At 34.7% G+C, this 20,988-nt stretch carries 18 protein-coding genes and 1 pseudogene; 2 read left to right on the forward strand and 17 right to left on the reverse strand.

Annotation, left to right across the window (positions count from 1 at the left end; genetic code table 11):
- Positions 1 to 149: 149 nt before the first annotated feature.
- The 3 genes from OZP11_RS05235 to clpB form a co-directional block, all read right to left on the reverse strand.
- Complete coding sequence (locus OZP11_RS05235; RefSeq protein WP_281234174.1) at positions 150 to 566, reverse strand: hypothetical protein; 417 nt, start codon at positions 564 to 566, stop codon at positions 150 to 152.
- Positions 567 to 903: 337 nt separating this feature from the next.
- Positions 904 to 1,794: a DUF808 domain-containing protein gene (locus OZP11_RS05240; protein ID WP_281234175.1), complete on the reverse strand. Its 891-nt coding sequence runs from the start codon at positions 1,792 to 1,794 to the stop codon at positions 904 to 906.
- Between the two features lie 377 nt (positions 1,795 to 2,171).
- The gene (clpB, locus tag OZP11_RS05245) at positions 2,172 to 4,775 is read right to left on the reverse strand and encodes an ATP-dependent chaperone ClpB (protein ID WP_281234176.1); all 2,604 of its coding nucleotides are present in this window, start codon (positions 4,773 to 4,775) and stop codon (positions 2,172 to 2,174) included.
- 206 nt (positions 4,776 to 4,981) lie between these two features.
- Between clpB and ytxJ the strand changes: the two genes are divergently transcribed.
- On the forward strand, positions 4,982 to 5,371 hold the full coding sequence (gene ytxJ, locus OZP11_RS05250; protein ID WP_281234177.1) for a bacillithiol system redox-active protein YtxJ: 390 nt from the start codon (positions 4,982 to 4,984) through the stop codon (positions 5,369 to 5,371).
- Positions 5,372 to 5,390: 19 nt separating this feature from the next.
- The gene (locus tag OZP11_RS05255; RefSeq protein ID WP_281234178.1) at positions 5,391 to 5,933 is read left to right on the forward strand and encodes an HD domain-containing protein; all 543 of its coding nucleotides are present in this window, start codon (positions 5,391 to 5,393) and stop codon (positions 5,931 to 5,933) included.
- 150 nt (positions 5,934 to 6,083) lie between these two features.
- Here OZP11_RS05255 and OZP11_RS05260 read toward each other — a convergent pair whose 3' ends face one another.
- The 14 genes and pseudogenes from OZP11_RS05260 to OZP11_RS05325 form a co-directional block, all read right to left on the reverse strand.
- A complete protein-coding gene (locus OZP11_RS05260) occupies positions 6,084 to 7,265 on the reverse strand; it encodes a hypothetical protein (protein ID WP_281234179.1) in 1,182 nt (393 codons plus the stop codon).
- Entirely contained in the window at positions 7,262 to 8,260 is a 999-nt protein-coding gene (locus OZP11_RS05265; RefSeq protein WP_281234180.1) for a DUF2157 domain-containing protein, read from the reverse strand. Before OZP11_RS05265 ends, OZP11_RS05260 begins: the two co-directional genes overlap by 4 nt.
- A 149-nt stretch (positions 8,261 to 8,409) precedes the next feature.
- Positions 8,410 to 8,979, reverse strand: coding sequence for a hypothetical protein (locus OZP11_RS05270; RefSeq protein WP_281234181.1), 570 nt, complete (start codon positions 8,977 to 8,979; stop codon positions 8,410 to 8,412).
- Between the two features lie 113 nt (positions 8,980 to 9,092).
- A complete protein-coding gene (gene argH, locus OZP11_RS05275; RefSeq protein ID WP_281234182.1) occupies positions 9,093 to 10,373 on the reverse strand; it encodes an argininosuccinate lyase in 1,281 nt (426 codons plus the stop codon).
- Positions 10,374 to 10,439: 66 nt separating this feature from the next.
- Positions 10,440 to 11,510 (reverse strand): M20 family metallo-hydrolase, encoded by a 1,071-nt coding sequence (locus tag OZP11_RS05280; protein ID WP_281234183.1) that lies wholly within the window; start codon positions 11,508 to 11,510, stop codon positions 10,440 to 10,442.
- Between the two features lie 247 nt (positions 11,511 to 11,757).
- Complete coding sequence (argB, locus tag OZP11_RS05285) at positions 11,758 to 12,534, reverse strand: acetylglutamate kinase (RefSeq protein WP_281234184.1); 777 nt, start codon at positions 12,532 to 12,534, stop codon at positions 11,758 to 11,760.
- A 90-nt stretch (positions 12,535 to 12,624) separates the two neighbouring features.
- Complete coding sequence (locus tag OZP11_RS05290; RefSeq protein WP_281234185.1) at positions 12,625 to 13,578, reverse strand: N-acetylornithine carbamoyltransferase; 954 nt, start codon at positions 13,576 to 13,578, stop codon at positions 12,625 to 12,627.
- A 99-nt stretch (positions 13,579 to 13,677) separates the two neighbouring features.
- Positions 13,678 to 14,067: pseudogene (locus OZP11_RS05295) on the reverse strand (GxxExxY protein).
- 131 nt (positions 14,068 to 14,198) lie between these two features.
- Positions 14,199 to 14,960, reverse strand: a complete 762-nt coding sequence (gene proB / locus OZP11_RS05300; protein ID WP_281234186.1) for a glutamate 5-kinase — start codon at positions 14,958 to 14,960, stop codon at positions 14,199 to 14,201.
- Positions 14,961 to 15,140: 180 nt separating this feature from the next.
- Complete coding sequence (locus OZP11_RS05305) at positions 15,141 to 16,334, reverse strand: glutamate-5-semialdehyde dehydrogenase (RefSeq protein ID WP_432419661.1); 1,194 nt, start codon at positions 16,332 to 16,334, stop codon at positions 15,141 to 15,143.
- 207 nt (positions 16,335 to 16,541) lie between these two features.
- Positions 16,542 to 17,681 carry an aspartate aminotransferase family protein gene (locus OZP11_RS05310; protein WP_281234188.1) on the reverse strand — a complete coding sequence of 380 codons (1,140 nt, stop codon included), beginning with the start codon at positions 17,679 to 17,681 and terminating at the stop codon, positions 16,542 to 16,544.
- A gap of 184 nt (positions 17,682 to 17,865) precedes the next feature.
- On the reverse strand, positions 17,866 to 18,843 hold the full coding sequence (argC, locus tag OZP11_RS05315; RefSeq protein WP_144213846.1) for an N-acetyl-gamma-glutamyl-phosphate reductase: 978 nt from the start codon (positions 18,841 to 18,843) through the stop codon (positions 17,866 to 17,868).
- Positions 18,836 to 20,029 carry an argininosuccinate synthase gene (locus OZP11_RS05320; protein WP_281234189.1) on the reverse strand — a complete coding sequence of 398 codons (1,194 nt, stop codon included), beginning with the start codon at positions 20,027 to 20,029 and terminating at the stop codon, positions 18,836 to 18,838. Before OZP11_RS05320 ends, argC begins: the two co-directional genes overlap by 8 nt.
- Positions 20,030 to 20,092: 63 nt before the next feature.
- The gene (locus tag OZP11_RS05325; RefSeq protein WP_281234190.1) at positions 20,093 to 20,728 is read right to left on the reverse strand and encodes a GNAT family N-acetyltransferase; all 636 of its coding nucleotides are present in this window, start codon (positions 20,726 to 20,728) and stop codon (positions 20,093 to 20,095) included.
- Positions 20,729 to 20,988 lie beyond the last annotated feature (260 nt).

Consider the following 20,988-nt stretch of genomic DNA (forward strand, 5'->3'; position numbering starts at 1 on the left):
TTTAAACAGAAGTAGTTTTAGGATTAGGTTTTAATACTGTCTTTTTCATAAATCAAATTAAAAAACAAGTAAGAGAGTACAAAAAAACCACTTTACATCAATTTAAAAAATCTCTGCAAAATGGTTTTCGACCTATAAAAAACAATAATCTATTCTATTACTACTTTTTGAGTAAGGAATTCTTTTTCTGACTTTTTGAACTTAATTTCGAAAGTTCCTTTTGTAGCGGCTTTAAATTTATAAACGGTCTTTTTAGGATCCGGAACTTGCTGTGTGCATACTTCTGAAGGATATTTTGCTTCTATTTGTAACCCTTTTACAGTTCCAATTGTAGTTTCTGAAATTTTGCTGAATTCACCACAGGCGTTGTCTACTACAAAAGTTACTTCATAACTTAATTCGTCATTTACTTTTCCTGTTGCCGGACCTTTAATTTCGGTTACGAATGCAGTTTTGGTTTGTATTGGTGTAACCGGCTCTTCTTTATCATCGTCACTGCTGCATGAAACAAAAGCAATTGATAAAAATAATACTACTAATACTGATTTTAATTTAAAACTTTTCATATAAAATAATAATTAATTGTTAATTACTATGAAGATGTGAGATAAACGGTATAGTTGCTTTACATTTTTAAAAATTATTTTGATTAAAAAATAAAACACTAAATATCAACAATTTACGTAATGAAAAATATTTTAAAAACCGAAGTTATTTCTTATGAAATTAAAAATTTTCTAATTTAGCCCCGATAGAAGCGGCATCCTTTTATGTCCCGATGCTAAGCGGGGTATAAAAGATACAGCGGATAGCGGGACGGATGGTTTTTGGTAAAAATGATAAATCTGCTCCAAAAAAAACACCAGCCTTTCGACTGGTGTTTTTATGTTTTACGGCAATAAATTAAACTGCCTTTTGTTTCTTTTTGAAGATCATTTTAAAGAGATTTATCACTCCCAAAACTATAAATCCTAATACGAGTCCGATAGTAAATTCTTTGATAATGGACGGCAGGTTAATTTGAGGAACGTAATGGTGAAAAAATGGAATGTAGTGCACAAAAATACCACCTGCTACTAATAGTAAAGCGATGGTTCCAATTACGGTTAAACCTTTGATAACCAAAGGAAGGGCTTTTACTAACAAGTTTCCAATAAATCTTGAAGGGCTTTTTTCGCTTTTGCTGAATTTTATAAGTTTGTAACCCGCTTCATCCATTCTTACAATAAGCGCTACAATACCGTACACTCCTATTGTGGCAACCAGTGCAATTATCGATGTTACGATGATCTGCTGTGTAAGAGGTTCTTCCATTACTGTTCCTAATGCGATGATGACGATCTCTACAGATAATATAAAATCAGTAATAATTGCTGATTTTATTTTTCCTTTTTCAACTTCCAGAATTTGTTCTTCGGTAAGGACTTCATTTGTTATTCCTTCTGATTCGTCGTGTTTGTGGGGAAAAAGAAATTCGTAGATTTTTTCGGCTCCTTCATAAGCCAGAAAAAGACCGCCCAGAACCAGAATCACAATGATGGCAACTGGCAAAAATGCGCTTAATAAAAAGGCTATTGGAAGAATAATGATTTTATTTAGTAAAGAACCTTTGCTGATTGCCCATAAAACAGGAAGCTCTCTTGACGACGCAAATCCCGAAGCTTTCTCTGCATTTACAGCTAAATCATCTCCAAGAATTCCTGCTGTTTTTTTTGCTGCAATTTTACTCATTACAGCCACATCATCCATAATTGCTGCGATATCATCTAATAGTACGAAAAAACCTGATGCCATTATTTTTTGTTTTTTAATTCTTAATACCAATTTATTTTGGTTGTGCGAATCTACTACTTTTGGTTTAATTTTCCTCTAAAAATTTAACTGCACTGCCCCAAAAGAACCCACAAAAGGATAAAAACGATTATGGTTCCAAAACAGCCTCCTCCTAATTTTTTTGCTCCGTAACCGGCAAGCAATCCTCTAAATATATTGTTCATAGTTATATGTTTTTTATGTTACTGTAAATTTGGGAATTAAGACGAGATATTTTTTTATACTAATTTTTAAAAATCTTTCATTATTCACGGATATAAACAAAAAAACACCAGCATTTCTGCTGGTGTTTTTTGTTTGAAATTAAATACACGATGGGTTCATCGCGGCATTATTAATTATTCTACAGCTTGTGTCTGATTTCTAAAAACCAGTTTACCATCAAAAGCATCTAACAAAATAATGCTGTCTGTAGTGATGTTTCCGGCCAGAATTTCTTTTGAAAGCTGATTGAGAACTTCTCTCTGTACGACACGTTTTACCGGTCTTGCTCCAAACTGAGGATCAAATCCTTTGTCTGACAAGTACGCAATTGCTTCCGGAGTAGCATCCATTGTAATACCTTGCTGTGCAAGCATTTTGGTTACACCTTTTAACTGCAGCCCCACGATTCTGGAAATATTATCGACTGTAAGCGGTGTAAACATTACAATCTCGTCGATACGGTTTATAAATTCAGGACGAACGGTTTGTTTCAATAATCCTAAAACTTCGTTTTTCGCTGCTTCAGTTGCTGCTTCAACACCGCCTTTTAGATTTTCGAATTTCTCCTGAATAATCTGGCTTCCCATATTAGACGTCATGATGATAATCGTGTTCTTGAAATCGGCCAGACGGCCTTTATTATCTGTTAAACGGCCTTCGTCGAGAACCTGCAATAAAATATTGAACGTATCCGGATGCGCTTTTTCGATCTCGTCCAGCAAGATTACAGAATAAGGTTTTCTACGTACGGCTTCTGTTAATTGTCCGCCTTCATCATAACCTACATATCCCGGAGGCGCACCTACTAAACGGCTCACGCTGTGGCGTTCCTGGTACTCACTCATATCGATACGCGTCATCGCATTTTCGTCATCAAAAAGATATTCGGCCAAAGCTTTTGCCAATTCGGTTTTACCCACTCCGGTTGTTCCTAAGAATAAGAAAGTTCCAACTGGTTTTCTCATATCCTGCAAACCTGCGCGGCTTCTGCGAACGGCATCACTTACCGCTTCTATTGCTTCCTCCTGCCCCACTACACGTTTGTGCAGTTCATCTTCAAGGTGCAGTAGTTTTTCTCTTTCTGTCTGAAGCATTTTAGTAACCGGAATACCTGTCCATTTTGCTACCACTTCTGCGATATCTTCTCTGGTAACTTCTTCTTTTATTAAAGAATTTCCAGATTGATATTCCTGTAATTGTTTTTGCAAAATTTCCTGGCGTTCCTGTGCTTCTTTTATTTTTCCGTAACGAATTTCGGCTACTTTTCCGTAATCACCATCACGCTCTGCACGTTCTGCTTCGTATTTAAAGTCCTCGATCTCATGTTTTACGGCTTGAATTCCGTCAACAATATCTTTTTCAGATTTCCATTTTGCGTAGATTTCGTTGCGTTCCTCTTTAAGATTAGCCAGATCGAGACGTAAAATTTTCAGTTTGTTTTCTTCTTTTTCGCGTTTGATAGCTTCGATCTCGATTTCTAACTGCATGATTTTGCGATCCAAAACATCCAATTCTTCCGGCTTTGAATTGATTTCCATACGCAGTTTAGAAGCCGCTTCGTCCATTAAATCAATCGCCTTATCCGGTAAGAAACGATTGGTAATATATCTTTGCGAAAGTTCAACTGCGGCAATAATTGCCTCATCTTTAATCTGAACTTTATGGTGTGTTTCGTATTTTTCTTTGATTCCACGCAAAATCGAAATTGCACTTTCGGTATCCGGTTCATCGATTAGAACTTTTTGGAAACGTCTTTCAAGGGCTTTGTCTTTTTCAAAATATTTTTGATATTCATCTAAAGTTGTTGCACCAATCGCTCTTAGTTCGCCACGCGCCAAAGCAGGTTTTAAGATGTTGGCTGCATCCATCGCGCCTTCTCCTCCACCCGCTCCTACAAGCGTATGAATCTCGTCAATAAACAAAACGATATCACCTTCTGCTGCTGTAACTTCTTTTACAACTGATTTTAAACGTTCCTCAAATTCTCCTTTGTATTTCGCTCCGGCAATCAGAGCTCCCATATCCAGCGAGAAAACGATTTTATCTTTTAAGTTTTCCGGAACGTCTCCGTCAACAATTCTGTGCGCCAAACCTTCTGCAATAGCCGTTTTACCTACTCCGGGCTCACCAATAAGCATTGGATTGTTTTTGGTTCTTCGGGTCAGGATCTGCAGTACGCGACGGATTTCTTCATCACGGCCAATAACCGGATCCAGTTTTCCTGTACGGGCTAATTCGTTTAGGTTTTTAGCATATTTGTTCAGCGAGTTATAGGTTTCTTCTGCCGAAGCCGAAGTTACTCTTTCGCCTTTACGCAATTCTTCGATTGCCGCTTTCAGACCTTTTCCGGTTACTCCCTGATCTTTTAAGATTTGGGAGACTTTGCTTTTTGAGTCGAAAATGGCTAAAATTAAATGCTCGATCGAAACATATTCGTCGTTCATTTTTTGTGCAATAATTTCAGCTTCGTTCAAAGTTTTATTAGCGTCTCTTGAAAGCATGATTTCGCCTCCCGAAACTTTTGGAAAGCTCTGAATTGTACTGTCTAGAATTTGTAAAAACAAAGGCACATTTACGTTTAATTTTTTCAAAATAAATGGCGCTGCATTTTCGTCAACCTCAAAAATAGCTTTAAAAATGTGCTCATTTTCAATTTGCTGCTGGCCGTTTCGCTGTGCTAATTGCTGCGACAACTGAATGGCTTCCTGCGATTTAATAGTAAATTTATTTATATTCATATTTTTTCGATTTAGGATTGATTTCTTGTTTTGATATCTTATACGATTAAAGTTACGATTTATTGAGCTACGTTTTTAACCCAAATAATTTAACTTTGCATTGAAATAGACAAATTATATTCCACAGTAAAAAAACAGACAAAATGACGTAAAAATCTTGATTTTAATCATTTTTACACGTCAAAAAGTCATAAATTAAGCCAAATATGAGTTTTTTTAATTCAATCTTCGGAAGTTCAGAGAACTCAGAAGCCTCAAAAAGTAAAGTTAACTGGACAGAATTGACCGACGTTCTTCAGTTAATGGAAATCGAAGCCATCTCTAATGAAAAACCTGTTGTGATCTTTAAGCACAGCACACGCTGCAGTATAAGCCGTATGGCGCTGAAACAATTTGAAAGAGAATATGATCTTGAAGGGGTTGTTGATGCTTATTTTTTAGATTTGATTGCACACCGTGATGTTTCGAATGAAATTGCCAGCCGATTTGGTGTATACCATGAATCGCCGCAATTGATTCTGATTAAAAACGGAAAAGCGGTTTACAATGTTTCGCACAGTGATATTGATGCCGAAGCATTGAAAACTAAAGTGTAACTTCTAAAAACACCACTACATGGATGTACAGTCAGCGTATCAAAAAACAATCATTTTTGCCACTATCAAACATTTAGAAAACAATCAGACGATTACTGATTCTGAACTTCCTTATGTTATTCATCTAAGCAATGTTGCAATGGAAATTTTGATTGCATCAGGGCAAACGGATCAGTTTAATCTGCTTTTCGCAACACAGGTTGCTCTGCTGCATGATACTTTGGAAGATACTAATACTACTTTTGAAGAACTGGAACGCGAATTTGGAACTGAAGTTGCTGAAGGTGTTTCTGCCTTAACCAAAAATGCAGCTTTACCGAAAGAGGAAAAAATGCCGGACAGTTTAAACCGAATTTCAAAATTGAGAAAGGAAGTCTGGGCTATAAAACTGGCGGACAGAATAACGAATCTGCAAAAACCGCCAAAAACGTGGGACGATCTTAAAAGAAGAAAATATAAAGAGGAAGCCGCTGTTATTCTTGAAAAACTCAAAGGCGGCAATGCGTATTTGGAAAATCGTCTAAAAGCAAAAATCGAAGAATACGAACAATACCTCGATTAGTTTTATTTGTAAAAAAGTGAAATGTGAGATGTGAAATGTAAAAAAGTGAGATGTAAAATGTAAAATGTAGTCTGATATCATTTCACATCTCACTATTTACTTTTAACTTTTCACATTTTCAAATTTAACCATCTCACGCTTCACAAAAGTTTAATAGCTTCCGCTTGAACCTCCTCCGCTAAAACCGCCGTCTCCAAATTCCATTGGCGATCCGGTCTTAATTTCCGGTTTTAAACCAAAACTTGAGGCAACTATAAGCGTTTCTGCATTTAAAAAAGCATTTGAATTATTAATTCGGTCCGGTTTAAAAGTTAAGCCGCTTTCTTTATTTTTTAGTTTCTGAATAGAAAAATAAGCAATTCCGGATAATATAAGTCCTCCAACGGTTAATGCCGCTTCTACAGGTAAAACCGAATAATAAAATCTAATTGTAAAAACCGTAAAAGCAATTGCCGCAAAACTAATCCAGAGCATGATTTTGTCTTTTGTCCGGATAGCCTGAACTAAATAAACCGCCGGAACAATAAATGTGAAGGCATAAAAGAACCACGAAAACGGAATGTCCTGTCCGGGTTTTACATCAACTCCCAAAAGTTCTGACGAAAGCTCCCTTACAACCAAATAATTGCAGGAAAGATAAAACAGAATCAAACAGAAACTATAAGCAAGAACTAATCCGTTGTAATGATAAATTCTGGTCAGATTTTTTATTCTCTTTTTAGTAAAAAAGTAAAATCCTGCCGCTGTTAACATGGCTGTAAAAGGCAGAATCGTTTTTCCAATATCGCCAATTTCAAACATCCCGTAAAATAAAACTGCCGATGAAGCCAGACAAAAAACCAGCATTGATAATAAGTGCAGATATCTGCTGTAAGCCAGGTAAGAAACAGCAGCCACTACTATAGCCGGCAGCAGCGATGTATAATAATGTTCTGTTAGAATTACAATGGCAAAACCTGCGTTTAAAATAATTCCGAGGATAAAAGCATCATCTAAACCGTGCCGGTAATATTTATTATTGGCTAAAATTTCAGCTCCTGCAACACCAATTCCTCCAAAAATAAAACAGCAGATGCTGAAGAAAGTCCTTTCTGAAGAAACACTTCCGGTTAAGGCCACAAAGGATACCACACCACAGATTGATGCATACAAAAAGGCTCCCAGTAAAAAGAAACCTAAACGGACTAAAATATTGGTCTGAACTTTAAAAGAAGGCAATTCTATCTTAATTATTTTCTTTTGCTCTTTGCTGATAAAACCGGCACTTTCAAGAGAATCAGCTTCTTCTATTAAAGCCAGATTGTTTAATAAATTTTTATCGTGTACTATCATTTTGCAATTTCTTTATTGAAGTTCTTAATCAGTTTTATAAACATTACAATCGAGCCGATAAAATAAATTGGCAAAATGAAAATCAATAGTTCCCAAAAATCATCAAAATCAGCATTTTCAAATATTCTGAACAAGAAAATATTAATTCCGATATAGGCATAAATAATCATAAAAACATACAACGAAATTGCTTTGAGCTGAAAACTTACTTTGTAAAAATAATAAGAAGATCCAGCCAGAATTACTGCAAAAAGAAGCCAGATTAATTCATCCCTAACCATGTTGCTTATGCAGGCAATACTGATGATGTGCAGGGCAAATGTGAGATATACTAATGTAAAATGCGTTTTAAGTTTAATCTTGAAGCTGTAAACTGTCCATAAAATAAGTAAAACACCCAGCATTAAAGCCGAATAACTCAAACTTTGATTTGCATAAAAATTGTTAGTATCGTTAAATATTTCCTGAGGCGTTACCGAAAGACCTATGTAAGCAGCAAGACCTGTTACAGCAATAGTCAGAACGCTGCGGTTATCAAAATAATAAGCACAAAAGAAACTCACAATTGTTGGAACCAAAGTTGCCAGACCGTAATGCGTTCCAAATGCTTCATGCTGAAATTGTAAGTATCCAATAAAAATGCAGGTTAAGATGTTCGCAGCTAATACGAGATATTCTAAAAACGGACTTTCAAATTTGGTTTCTGTTTTTTGAAAACCCTGTGAGTTTTTAAAACAATAATAAAAACAGCCGCAAATAACAATCAGTAAAACAGTAAGCAATGCAATGTGGCCAATGCTGTCTATATTATCATAAATCAGGATTCCTATTCCCGAAGTAAACATTAATACCGCCAGAGAAAGCAGCAGTTTCAGTTCTACATTTAATGAAAAAATATTCAGGCTTCGATACTCTTCAATTTCTCTTAACTGATTTTTGGTAACCAGTTTTTTCTCAAAAAGCTCCTGAGTTAATTGTTCGTCAAATTTCGTCATGTTTTTTTTAACTTAGAAATAACTATTTCTCAAATATATATAATTAGTATGAATTTTCCTTTTTAATTATATAGTATAATATACCGCAAAAAAAATGCGCTAAGTTTTAGCGCATTTTTAAATTTGATAAAATGAGTTTAAATCATTTATTATTTTTGGATTTTGATATCAACCACAATTTTTGGATCGAAACCTACTTTTTGAGCAGATTTTACCAAGATAACTCCTTTTTTTCCTGCAGCATTTTTGAATAAAATGATTTTAGGAAGATCAGTTGTAGAAAATGAATTATCATCATCAGCAATAGTAAGGTTTGCTAAATCTTCACCTTTTTCTAATTTAGCAAATTGATCAGCTGTATACTGATTTGTAACATAATTAACAAAATCAGTGTTTTTCCCACCAGCAATACCATCTTCTGAATCACTTGGACTTACAAAATAAGTCATAGAATTGCTTCCGAAAAATGCAATGTCAATTTTTGGTAAAATTGCAGCGTCGATTGCGCTTTTCTTGTATGATTTTCCAGTTTCTGTTGAAAAGAAACGAGCTGCGTCATAACCCTCAGAAAAATCTAAAGTAAAAGCAACATCTTTGAATGTTTTTAATGTCGCAGTGTCTACAACTTCTGTTTCAGTTTCTTTGTCATCACTAGAACAACTTGTTAAAATTGATGCAAATGCAAATACTACTAATGCAATGTTTTTTGTAAAATTCATTTTCATAAAAAATTTAAATTTTGGCGCGAAGCTAGTATTAAAATTTTAGAAATTATAATTATTTTAACAAAAAATCCTGCATTAAATTTAAATTAGAAAATCTATAAGTGTAACTAATACACAACTAACATTTTACGTCTAATCTCTTCTAAACATAAATTATTAATACTTCCTTCGTGTGTGTGTTTAGTTTCTTTCGGAGATTTGTAGGTTCCTGCTTCCAGTTGTTCGGCTACAGCTTTATAAGCATCTCGAAATGGCATTCCTGCTACCACCATTTCGTTTAAAGTATCTACTGTAAATAGGTAATCGTATTTTTTATCTTCTAAAATATGATCTTTAACCGTGATGTCTTTTATTGAGAAAATAGCAATATCCAGACAAGCTTTTAAGTTTTGAATCGCCGGAAACAAACCTTCTTTTAAAAGCTGTAAATCTCTGTGATAACCGCTTGGAAGATTATTGGTAATTAAAGTGATTTCGTAAGGAAGTGCCTGAATCTTATTGCATTTTCCTCTGATTAATTCAAAAACGTCTGGATTTTTTTTGTGAGGCATAATGCTTGAACCCGTTGTAAGATGCGCCGGAAGACCAATAAAATCAAAGTTTTGGCTCATATACAAACAAACATCCATTGCAAATTTTGATAAAGTTCCCGCAACACTTGTCATGGCAAAAGCAACAGTTTTTTCTGCTTTTCCACGGCTCATCTGCGCTGCTACGGCATTGTATTTCAATGTTTCAAAGCCTAATTCCTGAGTTGTGAAAGTTCTGTTGATTGGAAACGAACTTCCGTAACCTGCAGCAGATCCTAACGGGTTCTGATCTACAATTTTTGAAGCTGCGTTCAGCATTGTAATATCGTCAATTAAACTTTCAGCATATGCCGAAAACCACATTCCGAATGATGATGGCATTGCAATTTGTAAATGCGTATATCCTGGTAATAATACATTTTGATGTTTTTCTGCTGATTCCATCAACAAATCAAAAAGTGTTTTTACCTGTTCTTTTATAGCTTTTAATTCGTCTTTTAAATACAAATGAACGTCTACTAAAACCTGATCGTTACGAGAACGTGCCGTATGGATTTTCTTTCCTGCATCGCCAAGTTTCTCTGTTAGCAAATATTCTATTTTAGAGTGAACGTCTTCAAAACTGTCTTCGATTTCGAAATTACCTACTACGATATCTGCGATAATTTCGTTTAAAGCATCAACTAAAGAAGTGGTTTCTTCCTCTGTCAACAAACCAATTTGTCCTAACATTTTGGCATGCGCAATCGAACCTAAAGCATCGTATTTTGCTAAAACCAAATCCAGTTCACGATCGTTTCCAACTGTAAATTGTTCGATTTGTTTATCTGTTGGTATTCCTTTTTCCCAAAGTTTCATAGTCTATATTTTTCAGAAGAAACCTAACAGGTTTTAGAAACCTGTTAGGTTTGACTTCGATATTATTTATAACTTAAAAAAGTCCGTTAATATTTTAATATACAAATCGACTCCTTCTACAATTTCGTTTACAAAAATAAATTCGTCTGCTGAATGTGAACGTAATGTTTCTCCTGGTCCTAATTTTAAAGACTGACAGCTTAAAACGGATTGATCTGAAAGTGTTGGCGACCCGTAAGTCGTTCTTCCTAAAGCAATTCCTGCTTGAACTAAGCCGTGTTCAACCGGAATAGACGAAGCATTTAAATGCATTGATCTAGGTTTAACTTCGGCATTTACATTTGCTTTTACAACTTCTAGAATTTCAGAGTTTGTATAGCAGTCTGTTACGCGGATATCGACAACCAAATCACATTCTGACGGAACCACATTATGTTGTTTTCCGGCGTTAATCTGCGTTACAGTCATTTTTACAGGACCTAAAACGTCTGAGATTTTATCGAATTTATAGTTTTTAAACCATTCCATTACCGGAATTGATTTGTATAATGAATTATCATCGTTTTGGTGCGCGGCGTGGCTAGCTGTTCCTTTTACTTTTACATCTAAAACTAAAAGTCCTTTTTCGGCAACAGCCAATTGCATTAGAGTTGGTTCCCCCACAATCGCACAATCCAATTCCGGTAAATGTTTTAAAACGCTGTTTAAACCGTTTTTTCCGCTGCTTTCTTCTTCTGCTGAAGCAACGATAACAATATTATGCGATAAGTTTTGGTTTTCGTAAAAATGAACGAATGTTGCTAATAACGAAACCAGACATCCTCCGGCATCGTTACTTCCTAAACCGAATAATTTGCCATCTTTTTCGATCGCTTTGAAAGGATCGTTGGTGTAAGCCTGATTCGGTCTTACGGTATCGTGATGTGAGTTTAATAATAATGTTGGTTTGTTTTCGTCGAAGTATTTGTTGAAAGCCCACACATTGTTGTTTTCTCTCTTGAAAGGAATTTTATTCTGATTGAACCAATTTTCTATTAAAAGAGCTGTTTGATCTTCTTCGCTTGAAAATGAAGGTGTTTCAATAAGGCTTTTTAACAAACTAATTGCTTCCTGGGTAAGCGTATCTATATTTTTCATTTTAATAAGGTTCAAAGGCTCAAAGGGACAAAGCAACAAAGTTTTTGAGCTTTCCTATGACCATTTTTACTTGCGCAAATTTATTTAAAATACCTTGTGCGTTCTATTTTTTTGCCACTAATTACGCGACTTTTCGCAAATTGTTTTTTTGTCTCAGATTTAAAATCAAAATGATTTTTTTAATATCCAGCCAAAATTATTTTCTCTTTTAATAGAGAAAATCAGCGTCAATTTGTGGCAACATTTTTTATAACGTAATCGTTGTATGCAAAACATCTGAATTTTGAAGCATTTTGTGATGCCCAATTTTGATTTTCTGCACACCTCGAGATAAACTATTGAAACAGTTATCCAGTTTTGGAATCATTCCGGAATGAATTACTTTTTCTTCTTTCAGTTTATTGTATAAAACTTCGTTGATTTCTGTAATTACAGATGAATCATCTTCTGAATCCATCAAAACACCTTGCTTTTCAAAACAGTAAGTCAGCGTAACATCAAAAACTTCTGATAACGCAATTGACAATTCGCTTGCAATAGTATCGGCATTTGTGTTTAACAATTGTCCGTTTTTGTCGTGTGTGATTGCGCAGAAAACGGGCAGAATTCCCGCTTCTAATAAAGTTGCCAGTAATTTGGTATTGACTTGTTTTACATCGCCTACAAATCCGTAATCAATAGTTGGGTGATTTCTTTTTACTGATTGAATTAAATTCCCATCAGCTCCAGAAAAACCAACTGCATTATTATCTTTTGCCTGCAATTGCGCTACAATATGTTTGTTGATCTGACCTGCGTAAATCATTACCACAACATCCAGCATTGGAGCATCTGTGATGCGGCGTCCGTCAATCATTTGCGGAACCAAACCAATACTCTGCGCCATTTTTGTAGCCGATTTTCCACCGCCGTGAACTAAAACTTTGTATCCTTCAATTTTAGAAAAATCAGTTAAAAACTGTTCTAATTCTGCCGGATTGTCAATGATGTTCCCACCTATTTTTATTACTGAAACTTTTTTCATGAGGTTCTAAGATGCTAAGGTTCTAAGGGACTAAGGTTTTATTCTCGCAGTTTCTTAGTATCTTAGAAACTTTGAACCTTTGCACCTAAATTATATTTTTTTAAGAATCTTCTGCAGCACTAATTGTGCAGAATACGTTCTGTTATTTGCCTGTTCGATTACGATTGAATTTTCTCCGTCCAGAACTTCATCTGTTACGATTACGTTACGACGAACCGGGAGACAGTGCATAAATTTTCCGTTGTTGGTTAAAGCCATTTTTTCGGCAGTAACAGTCCAATTTGGATCGCTGTTGGTTACTTTTCCGTAATCGTTGAAATTACTCCAGTTTTTAACATAAACGAAATCAGCATTTTCGAAAGCTTTATCCTGATCGTATTCGATTTTACAACCTTTTGTAATTTCTGGACTTAGTTCATAACCTTCTGGGTGCGTGATTACAAAATCCATATCTTTTTGCATTTGCATCATTTCTACGAATGAATTGGCAACTGCCTGTGGTAAAGCTTTTGGATGAGGCGCCCAAGAAAGCACTACTTTTTGTTTGTTTTTGTGTCTTGGTTTGAATTCTTCCATCGTAATCGCATCTGCAAGCGATTGTAATGGGTGACGCACAGCGCTTTCCATGTTTACGATTGGCACTGTAGCATATTTCAAAAATCCTGAAATTACAGTTTCCTGATAATCTTTTTCTTTATCGACCAAACCTGCAAAAGCACGGATTGCAATGATATCACAATATTGAGAAACTACTTCTGCTGCTTCTTTAATGTGTTCTGAAGCACCAGAATTCATAACAGCTCCGTCTTCAAATTCTAATGTCCATCCTTCGTTGGTAAAATTCATTACCATAACGTTCATTCCTAAATTTAAGGCCGCTTTTTGTGTACTCAAACGCGTTCTTAAACTTGGGTTGAAAAATAACATTCCTAAGGTTTTGTCTTCCCCCAGTTTTTTATTTTTAAGCGGATCTTTTTTGATTTTAATCGCGCTTTTTACCCATTTTGATAATGAGTCGATTTCTTTTATTGAGATATAGTTCATTTGTTCTTTGCTTTTTTTGAGTTGTTTATTTCTGATGCCTAAAAATTAGACGCGGATTATACTGATTCGCTATCGCGAAGACGCGGATTTAAACGGATTTTATACCCGCATTTTCCGGTTATTTTCGAAAATTTTCCGTCTAAACTCTGGTTTTGTTCCAAAATTCAAAATCAAACCGACTTCGCAATCAGTTCCTTTTAAATAATTCAAAATTTGATTTTCAAATGCTGCCACAATACAATCTGCTGCTTTTAATTCTAATATTATTAAATCATTTACAACCAAGTCAGCATAATATTCGCCAACTTCTCTTCCTTTATAATATACTATAATTTTCTTCTGAGCTTAAACTTTAAGACCTTTGTCTTTTAACTCCAAATACAAGGAATTTTGATAAACTCTTTCTAAAAATCCATATCCTAATTCATTATAAACTTCATAAAAAGTTTTTATAATGACTTCAGTTAACTCTTGATGCAATAATTTCATAAAAACAAATTTGAATGAAATATACTACATAAATATTAAAACGTCTTTATGTGTAATATCTTTTTATATCATAACAAATCCGTTTAAATCCGCGTCTTCGCGATAGCGAATCCGTTCCATCCGCGTTCAAATTACACAATCTTAGTAAAAGCAATCTCGTCTTTTAAAGCCTTTAATATAAAATTATCATTCAATCCGTTAACGATCCAGGTTTCTATATTTGCTGCTTTTGCAATTCCTGCGGCTTCAATTTTGGACTGCATTCCTCCTGTCCCGTGTGATGATTTTGAATCTCCAATTTCTTTTTCGAGTGATTTTAAATCATTTACCAGTTTTATTGTTTCCGGAACTTCATTTTGAAAGGTCTCTTTCGTGTAAATTCCGTTTGTATTGGTTGCAATTATCAGAATATCAACATTTAAAAGAACTGCTGTTAAAGCCGCTAATTTGTCGTTATCTCCAAACCGAATCTCATCTGTCGCTACGGTGTCATTTTCATTGATAATCGGAATGTAATTGTTTTTAACCAATACATTAATCGTATTTACAATGTTTTTTTTGGTCTGCTCTTTTTCGAAATCAGAATAAGAAAGTAAACATTGCGAAGTATTTAATCCTAAATCCTTGAAATTTTCATTGTAAATCCGCATTAAATGAGGCTGTCCTATGGATGCTAAAGCCTGTTTTACAAAAACATCTTTATCCTGATTATCCAGCTTTACAAATTGCTTCGCCGCCGCAATTGCTCCTGAACTAACAATAATAAATTCATATTCATCATTCAAAGCTGCAATCTGCACTCCAAGATCTTCAATCTTTCCCCGCGAAATATGATTGGTTTCTTTGGTTAAAGTATTACTTCCTATTTTTAATAAAATTCTCTTTTTACCCATGTTTTGTTTTTTAACCGCAAAGGGCGCAAGGTTTTTTGATTTTGTTTGTTTATATAAACGCTAAGTTCGCAAAGCTACATGTGGAAAAAATTCCAAAAATTTAAATCCCAAATTCCAATTAAATGTCAAATTCAAAAATCAGTTATCAACAATCTAAAATCTAAAATCTGCAATCTAAAATTATCTAATTTGTCCCTCTCCATAAACATACCATTTATTGGTTACCAAATGTTGTAAACCAATTGGTCCTCTTTGATGCAGTTTATCAGTGCTTATGGCTAATTCTCCGCCAAGACCAAATTGTCCGCCGTCTGTGAATCTCGTTGATGCATTTTGATAAACCGCTGCTGCATCTATTGATTCCATAAACTGTTGTGCAGCTTCATTGTCTCTTGTGATAATTGCTGCAGAATGTCCTCCGCAATATTTATTAATCATATCAATGGCATGATCTTGAGAATCAATAGTTCCGATTACGATTTTATAATCTAAAAACTCTTCATACCAAATATCTTCGTTTTGAATAGTTTTTGCATTCTCGAAATTCTCTAACGATTTATCGACAATAACTTCCACTTTTGATTCGATTAAAGCTTCAATCAACATTGCTGTAAAACCTTCAAAATTGGGAAGTTTAGAACTGATCAAAACTTTATCCAAAGCATTACAAGCTGAGATTTTAGCCGTTTTAGCATTTAAAATTACTTTTAAGGCCAAATCTGTGTCAGCATCTTCATGAACGTAGACAAAATTATTCCCTCGTCCGCTTACGATTACAGGGCAAGTGGCGTGCGCTTTTACAAACTCAATTAATTTTTCTCCTCCTCTCGGAACAATTAAATCTACTTTTTGAGTTGGTTTTTCTAAAAATGCCTGAGTTTCGGTTCTGTTATAATTTAGATATTCTACCCAGTCTTTTGAAACTCCATTATCTTCTAAGGCTTTATGCCAAAGACTTACAATCTTTAAATTTGATTTTAGAGATTCTTTTCCGCCTTTTAATAAAATCTTATTTCCGGATTTAAAAGCAATTCCGCCTGCTTCAATAGTAACGTCGGGACGAGATTCGTAAATAATTAAAATGGTTCCGAAAGCTGCAGTTTTATTCACCACTTTAATTCCATTATCATGAGTAAAATGAAAACGCTCAATACCGATGGGGTCTTCCTGTGAAGCTAACTGATTAAGCGATAAAATCATTTCATCTACTTTTTTATCATCTACTTTCAGGCGTTCTTCCATCGCTAAATCTGAACCGTCGTAATCGCTCAGATCTTCCTGATTGGTCAAAATGATCTGATTCCGCTCCTGTTCGACCAGCTTTGCCATAGTCCGCAAAACCGCATTGCGTGTTTCAATTGATAATGGTTTCATAATTTCAAATGGGTTGGTTGTTTTTTGGTTGTTTCTTTTTATCGAAACTTTTTTTATCATAACAGGTTTTAAAAACCTGTTAGGTATGAAACTTAAAAATATTTCTAAGTTTACTTTCTTTAACTTAGTTTTGAACTTATATCTCTAGTCTATTTTTAATACCTAACAGGTTTTGAAACCTGTTAGGATAATGAAATGACAGTATGTTTAGTTTTTTAATTCTTCTAAACTTTCTTTTAAAGCTTTTACAAACGTATCGATATCTGCTTTTTTCACAGTTAAAGGCGGTAAAATTCTTAATAGATTTTTATTATTTGCGCTTCCTGTAAAAATATGTTTTTCGATAATTAGTTTCTTTCTTAAAGCGGCAACATCAAAATCAAACTCCACTCCAAGCATTAAGCCTTTTCCTTTTACTTGTTTGATTCCGTCAACTTCTTTGATTTTCTCTAAGAAATATTCGTAAACTTCATTTACATTCTTTTGTAAATCAAGCTTTTCAATTACATCCAAAACTGCGATTCCTGCTGCACAAGACAAGTGGCTTCCGCCAAAAGTAGTTCCTAATAATCCGAAACTTGCTTCAAATTTTGGAGAAATCAAAATCGCTCCAACCGGAAAACCGTTCCCCATTCCTTTCGCAACTGAAATAATATCTGCATTGATTCCGTGATGTTGGAAAGCGAAAAATTTACCGCTTCTTCCGTATCCTGACTGTACTTCGTCTAAGATTAAAACCACATCGTATTTTTTACATGCTTTTTCTAAAGCTTGGAAAAACTCCGTTGTTCCTTGGTCTAAACCTCCAACTCCCTGAATTCCTTCGATAATTACAGCTGTAACATCGCCTTTTGCTAATTCTGCTTCAACCAATTCGATTTGGTTTAAAGGTAAAAATGTTACTTCTTGCTGCGCATTTATTGGTGCCACAATCTTTTTGTTATCTGTAACGGCAACTGCTGCAGAAGTTCTTCCATGGAAAGAATTATGAAAAGCCACAACTCTTGATTTTCCGTTATGGAAAGAAGCTAATTTTAAAGCATTTTCGTTTGCTTCAGCTCCAGAACTGCATAAAAACAATTCATAATCTTCTAAACCTGAGAGCTTTCCTAATTTCTGTGCTAATTCAACCTGTAAAGGATTCTGAATTGCATTCGAATAAAAACCTAAATGGTCTAATTGATTTTTAAGTTTTGCTACATAATCCGGCTGTGTGTGTCCGATAGAGATCACACCATGTCCGCTGTATAAATCTAAATATTCTACTCCTTTGTCATCGATGATTGTGCAATCAATTGCTTTTACTGGAGTGATATCGTATAATGGGTAAACGTTGAATAAGTTCATTTTGTTTTTTGTTTGTTTTGTTTCAGATTTGCTTTGCCTATTCGGCTTTCAGCCTCGGGTCAGGTTTCAAGTTAACTTGCAACGTGAAACTTTAAACTTGAAACTGATTTGAGTTTCAGGTTTCATGTTTCAGGTTACGTATAGAACGTGAAACTTGAAACTTAAAACCTGAAACAAATTTTTCCTAAAATCCGCTTGGTTTCAAATGTAAACCTGTGGTTTCTTCTAATCCGAACATTAAATTCATGTTTTGGATCGCTTGTCCAGAAGCACCTTTGGTTAAGTTATCTATAATTGATGTTATGAGAACCCGGTTTCCTTTTTTCAATAAACTAATGATACATTTGTTCGTTTGAACCACTTGTTTCATGTTGATATTAGTCGTTGTAACCGTTACAAAAGGTTCATTTTTATAGAACTCTTGGTATTTTTCAACTAATTGCTCCAAACTATCATCGCATAATGTGTAAAGCGTTGCAAAAATTCCTCTTGGAAAATCTCCTCTATTCGGAATAAAAAGCAATTCGCTGTCAAAATCATCCTGCAATTGCACCAAACTTTCTGAAATTTCACCTAAATGCTGGTGTTCAAAAGCTTTGTAATGCGAAAAATTATTATTTCTCCAGCTGAAATGAGAAGTTTCTGAAAGACTTACTCCTGCTCCTGTACTTCCCGTTGTTGCATTAATATGAACATCATTATTCAACAAATTGTGTTCTGCTAAAGGTAATAGTGCCAATTGAATAGCAGTTGCAAAACAACCTGGATTGGCAATATAATTTGCTTTTTTGATTTCTGCTTTATTGATTTCAGGTAATCCATAAACGAAATCTTTTCCTTCGAAATGCGCATCTTTATTCAATCTGAAATCATTTCCTAAATCAATGATTTTAGTATGACTTGCAAACTGATTTTCTTTCAAAAATGAAATCGATTTTCCGTGACCTAAACACAAGAAAACAACATTCACATTCGGATTGATTTCGGCTGTGAAATTCATTTCAATATCACCCATCAAATCGTGGTGCGCTACAGAAAGTGGTTTTCCGGCGTTTGTTGTACTGTAAACAAAATCGATGTTTACTTTTGGATGATACATTAAAATTCTGATGAGTTCTCCGGCCGTGTAGCCCGAACCACCAATAATTCCGACATTAATCATGGTCTAATTTGTTTACAGATGAGAAAATATTTTGAGCATTTCCTAAAATCTTAATAAATCCTTTCGCATCTTCAGATGTCCAGGCATTGTTCATTTCGCCATACTGACCGAAACCAGTGTTCATTAAATCATTTTCAGATTCGATTCCGTCAAGCGAAAAATGATATGGTTTTAATGAAACAGTCACAGTTCCATTAACTGTTTTTTGAGTGTCTTGAAGGAAAGTCTCGATGTTTCTCATAACAGGATCAAGGAACTGACCTTCGTGAAACAACATTCCGTACCAGTTTCCTAACTGTTCTTTCCAATATTGCTGCCATTTTCCTAAAGTATGTTTCTCTAATAAATGGTGTGCTTTGATGATAATTAACGGAGCAGCAGCTTCAAAACCAACTCTTCCTTTAATTCCGATAATCGTATCTCCAACGTGGATATCTCTTCCAATTGCGTAAGCGTTTGCTAATTTTTCAAGCGCTACAATATTGTTTGAAGGTTTATCTGTTTTTCCGTTTAAACCAACTAATTCTCCTTGTTCAAAATGAAGTGTCACTTTTTCTTCTCCATCTTTTTGTAATTGCGAAGGATAAGCTTCACTTGGCAATGGTTTTGTGGAAGTTAGAGTTTCTTTTCCTCCAACACTTGTTCCCCAAAGTCCTTTATTGATAGAATATTGCGCTTTTTCCCAAGAATAGCTTACGCCATTTTTTTGAAGGTATTCTACTTCTTCTTGTCTGGAAAGTTTTAAATCTCTGATTGGTGTAATGATTTCGATTTCCGGAGCGATAGTCTGGAAAATCAAATCGAAACGAATTTGGTCATTTCCTGCACCTGTACTTCCGTGTGCGATGGCACTTGCTCCCACTTTTTTAGCATATTTAATAGCTTCAATTGCCTGAAAAACACGTTCTGCACTTACTGATAACGGATATGTATTGTTTTTTAATACGTTTCCGAAAATCAAATATTTTATAGCTTTATCATAATATTTGTCTACGATTGTCAGGTTTGCGTGCTGCGCACTTCCTAATTCGTAAGCTCTTTTTTCTATTGCTGCTAATTCTTCTGCATCGAATCCTCCTGTGTCAACAAGAACAGTGTGAACTTCGTATCCTTTTTCATTTTTTAAATATTTCAAACAATACGAGGTATCTAATCCTCCGCTATAAGCTAATACTACTTTTTTCATTTTTTATAATTTAGGCTAATACTTTCGTATGCAGCAGTTGAGATTTTTTCTAATTAATTTGACTTAAACAAAGAATGACATTATTTTATTTAAGAATAAAGCCTGTTTGATTTTTTTAAGTCTGCTCAAAACAGCCTCGTTAAAAGGATGTCTCGGCGGATTTTTTTGTTTTTCTTTCGGATCATACAACATTCCGGTACAAAGGCACATTTTGTTTTCTTTGCTTTGTAAAATATGAAAGTTTGTACAAGTTTTACAGCCTGCCCAAAAACTTGGATCGGTTGTTAATTCTGAGAAAGGGACAGGTTTATAGCCAAGTTCAGAGTTAATTTTCATAACCGCCAAACCAGTTGTAATTCCAAATATTTTGGCATCCGGGAATCTTTTTAGGGAATAATCAAAAACTTTTGATTTTATCTTTTTTGCCAAACCTAAACTTCTGTAGTCCGGGTGTACAATTAAACCAGAATGTGCCACGAATTTTCCGTGTTCCCAGCTTTCGATATAACAAAAACCTGCAAATTTTCCATCGGCCAGAGCAATCATCGCATCACCATTCGACATTTTTTTCTGAATGTACTCAGGAGTTCTTTTAGCAATCCCTGTACCTCTCAACAAGGCAGATGATTCTATCGTATCGCAGATTTCTTGTGCGAATTTGAAGTGTTCTTCCTGGGTAACAACAATAGAGATCTTCATTTCAATAATTGAAGTTAGAGTTAAAAATTAAAAAATGTTGTTTAGTTTGAAATCCGGAACCGAATCCAATAAAAATAAGAAAAAATAAAGTAACATTCTCAAAATCAAAACATTGATTAAGAAAATCTACAAAATAATAAATACTTTTAGGATATGTTTGTCCAATGGACAAATTATGTGATTTCAAAATGAAAAAGGGATATGAATAAATATACGGCTATAAAACTCAGTGGATACTATAGGAATAGTGTCCGTACTTC

Origin of the sequence: Flavobacterium gelatinilyticum (assembly GCF_027111295.1) — a bacterium.
GTDB lineage: Bacteria > Bacteroidota > Bacteroidia > Flavobacteriales > Flavobacteriaceae > Flavobacterium > Flavobacterium gelatinilyticum.

Excerpts from the sequence above, each read along its gene's own strand:
- OZP11_RS05235 (WP_281234174.1), bottom strand. The coding sequence starts at position 566 with ATGAAAAGTTTTAAATTAAAATCAGTATTAGTAGTATTATTTTTATCA.
- OZP11_RS05240 (WP_281234175.1), bottom strand. The coding sequence starts at position 1,794 with ATGGCATCAGGTTTTTTCGTACTATTAGATGATATCGCAGCAATTATG.
- clpB (WP_281234176.1), bottom strand. The coding sequence starts at position 4,775 with ATGAATATAAATAAATTTACTATTAAATCGCAGGAAGCCATTCAGTTG.
- ytxJ (WP_281234177.1), top strand. The coding sequence starts at position 4,982 with ATGAGTTTTTTTAATTCAATCTTCGGAAGTTCAGAGAACTCAGAAGCC.
- OZP11_RS05255 (WP_281234178.1), top strand. The coding sequence starts at position 5,391 with ATGGATGTACAGTCAGCGTATCAAAAAACAATCATTTTTGCCACTATC.
- OZP11_RS05260 (WP_281234179.1), bottom strand. The coding sequence starts at position 7,265 with ATGATAGTACACGATAAAAATTTATTAAACAATCTGGCTTTAATAGAA.
- OZP11_RS05265 (WP_281234180.1), bottom strand. The coding sequence starts at position 8,260 with ATGACGAAATTTGACGAACAATTAACTCAGGAGCTTTTTGAGAAAAAA.
- OZP11_RS05270 (WP_281234181.1), bottom strand. The coding sequence starts at position 8,979 with ATGAATTTTACAAAAAACATTGCATTAGTAGTATTTGCATTTGCATCA.
- argH (WP_281234182.1), bottom strand. The coding sequence starts at position 10,373 with ATGAAACTTTGGGAAAAAGGAATACCAACAGATAAACAAATCGAACAA.
- OZP11_RS05280 (WP_281234183.1), bottom strand. The coding sequence starts at position 11,510 with ATGAAAAATATAGATACGCTTACCCAGGAAGCAATTAGTTTGTTAAAA.
- argB (WP_281234184.1), bottom strand. The coding sequence starts at position 12,534 with ATGAAAAAAGTTTCAGTAATAAAAATAGGTGGGAACATCATTGACAAT.
- OZP11_RS05290 (WP_281234185.1), bottom strand. The coding sequence starts at position 13,578 with ATGAACTATATCTCAATAAAAGAAATCGACTCATTATCAAAATGGGTA.
- proB (WP_281234186.1), bottom strand. The coding sequence starts at position 14,960 with ATGGGTAAAAAGAGAATTTTATTAAAAATAGGAAGTAATACTTTAACC.
- OZP11_RS05305 (WP_432419661.1), bottom strand. The coding sequence starts at position 16,334 with ATGAAACCATTATCAATTGAAACACGCAATGCGGTTTTGCGGACTATG.
- OZP11_RS05310 (WP_281234188.1), bottom strand. The coding sequence starts at position 17,681 with ATGAACTTATTCAACGTTTACCCATTATACGATATCACTCCAGTAAAA.
- argC (WP_144213846.1), bottom strand. The coding sequence starts at position 18,843 with ATGATTAATGTCGGAATTATTGGTGGTTCGGGCTACACGGCCGGAGAA.
- OZP11_RS05320 (WP_281234189.1), bottom strand. The coding sequence starts at position 20,029 with ATGAAAAAAGTAGTATTAGCTTATAGCGGAGGATTAGATACCTCGTAT.
- OZP11_RS05325 (WP_281234190.1), bottom strand. The coding sequence starts at position 20,728 with ATGAAGATCTCTATTGTTGTTACCCAGGAAGAACACTTCAAATTCGCA.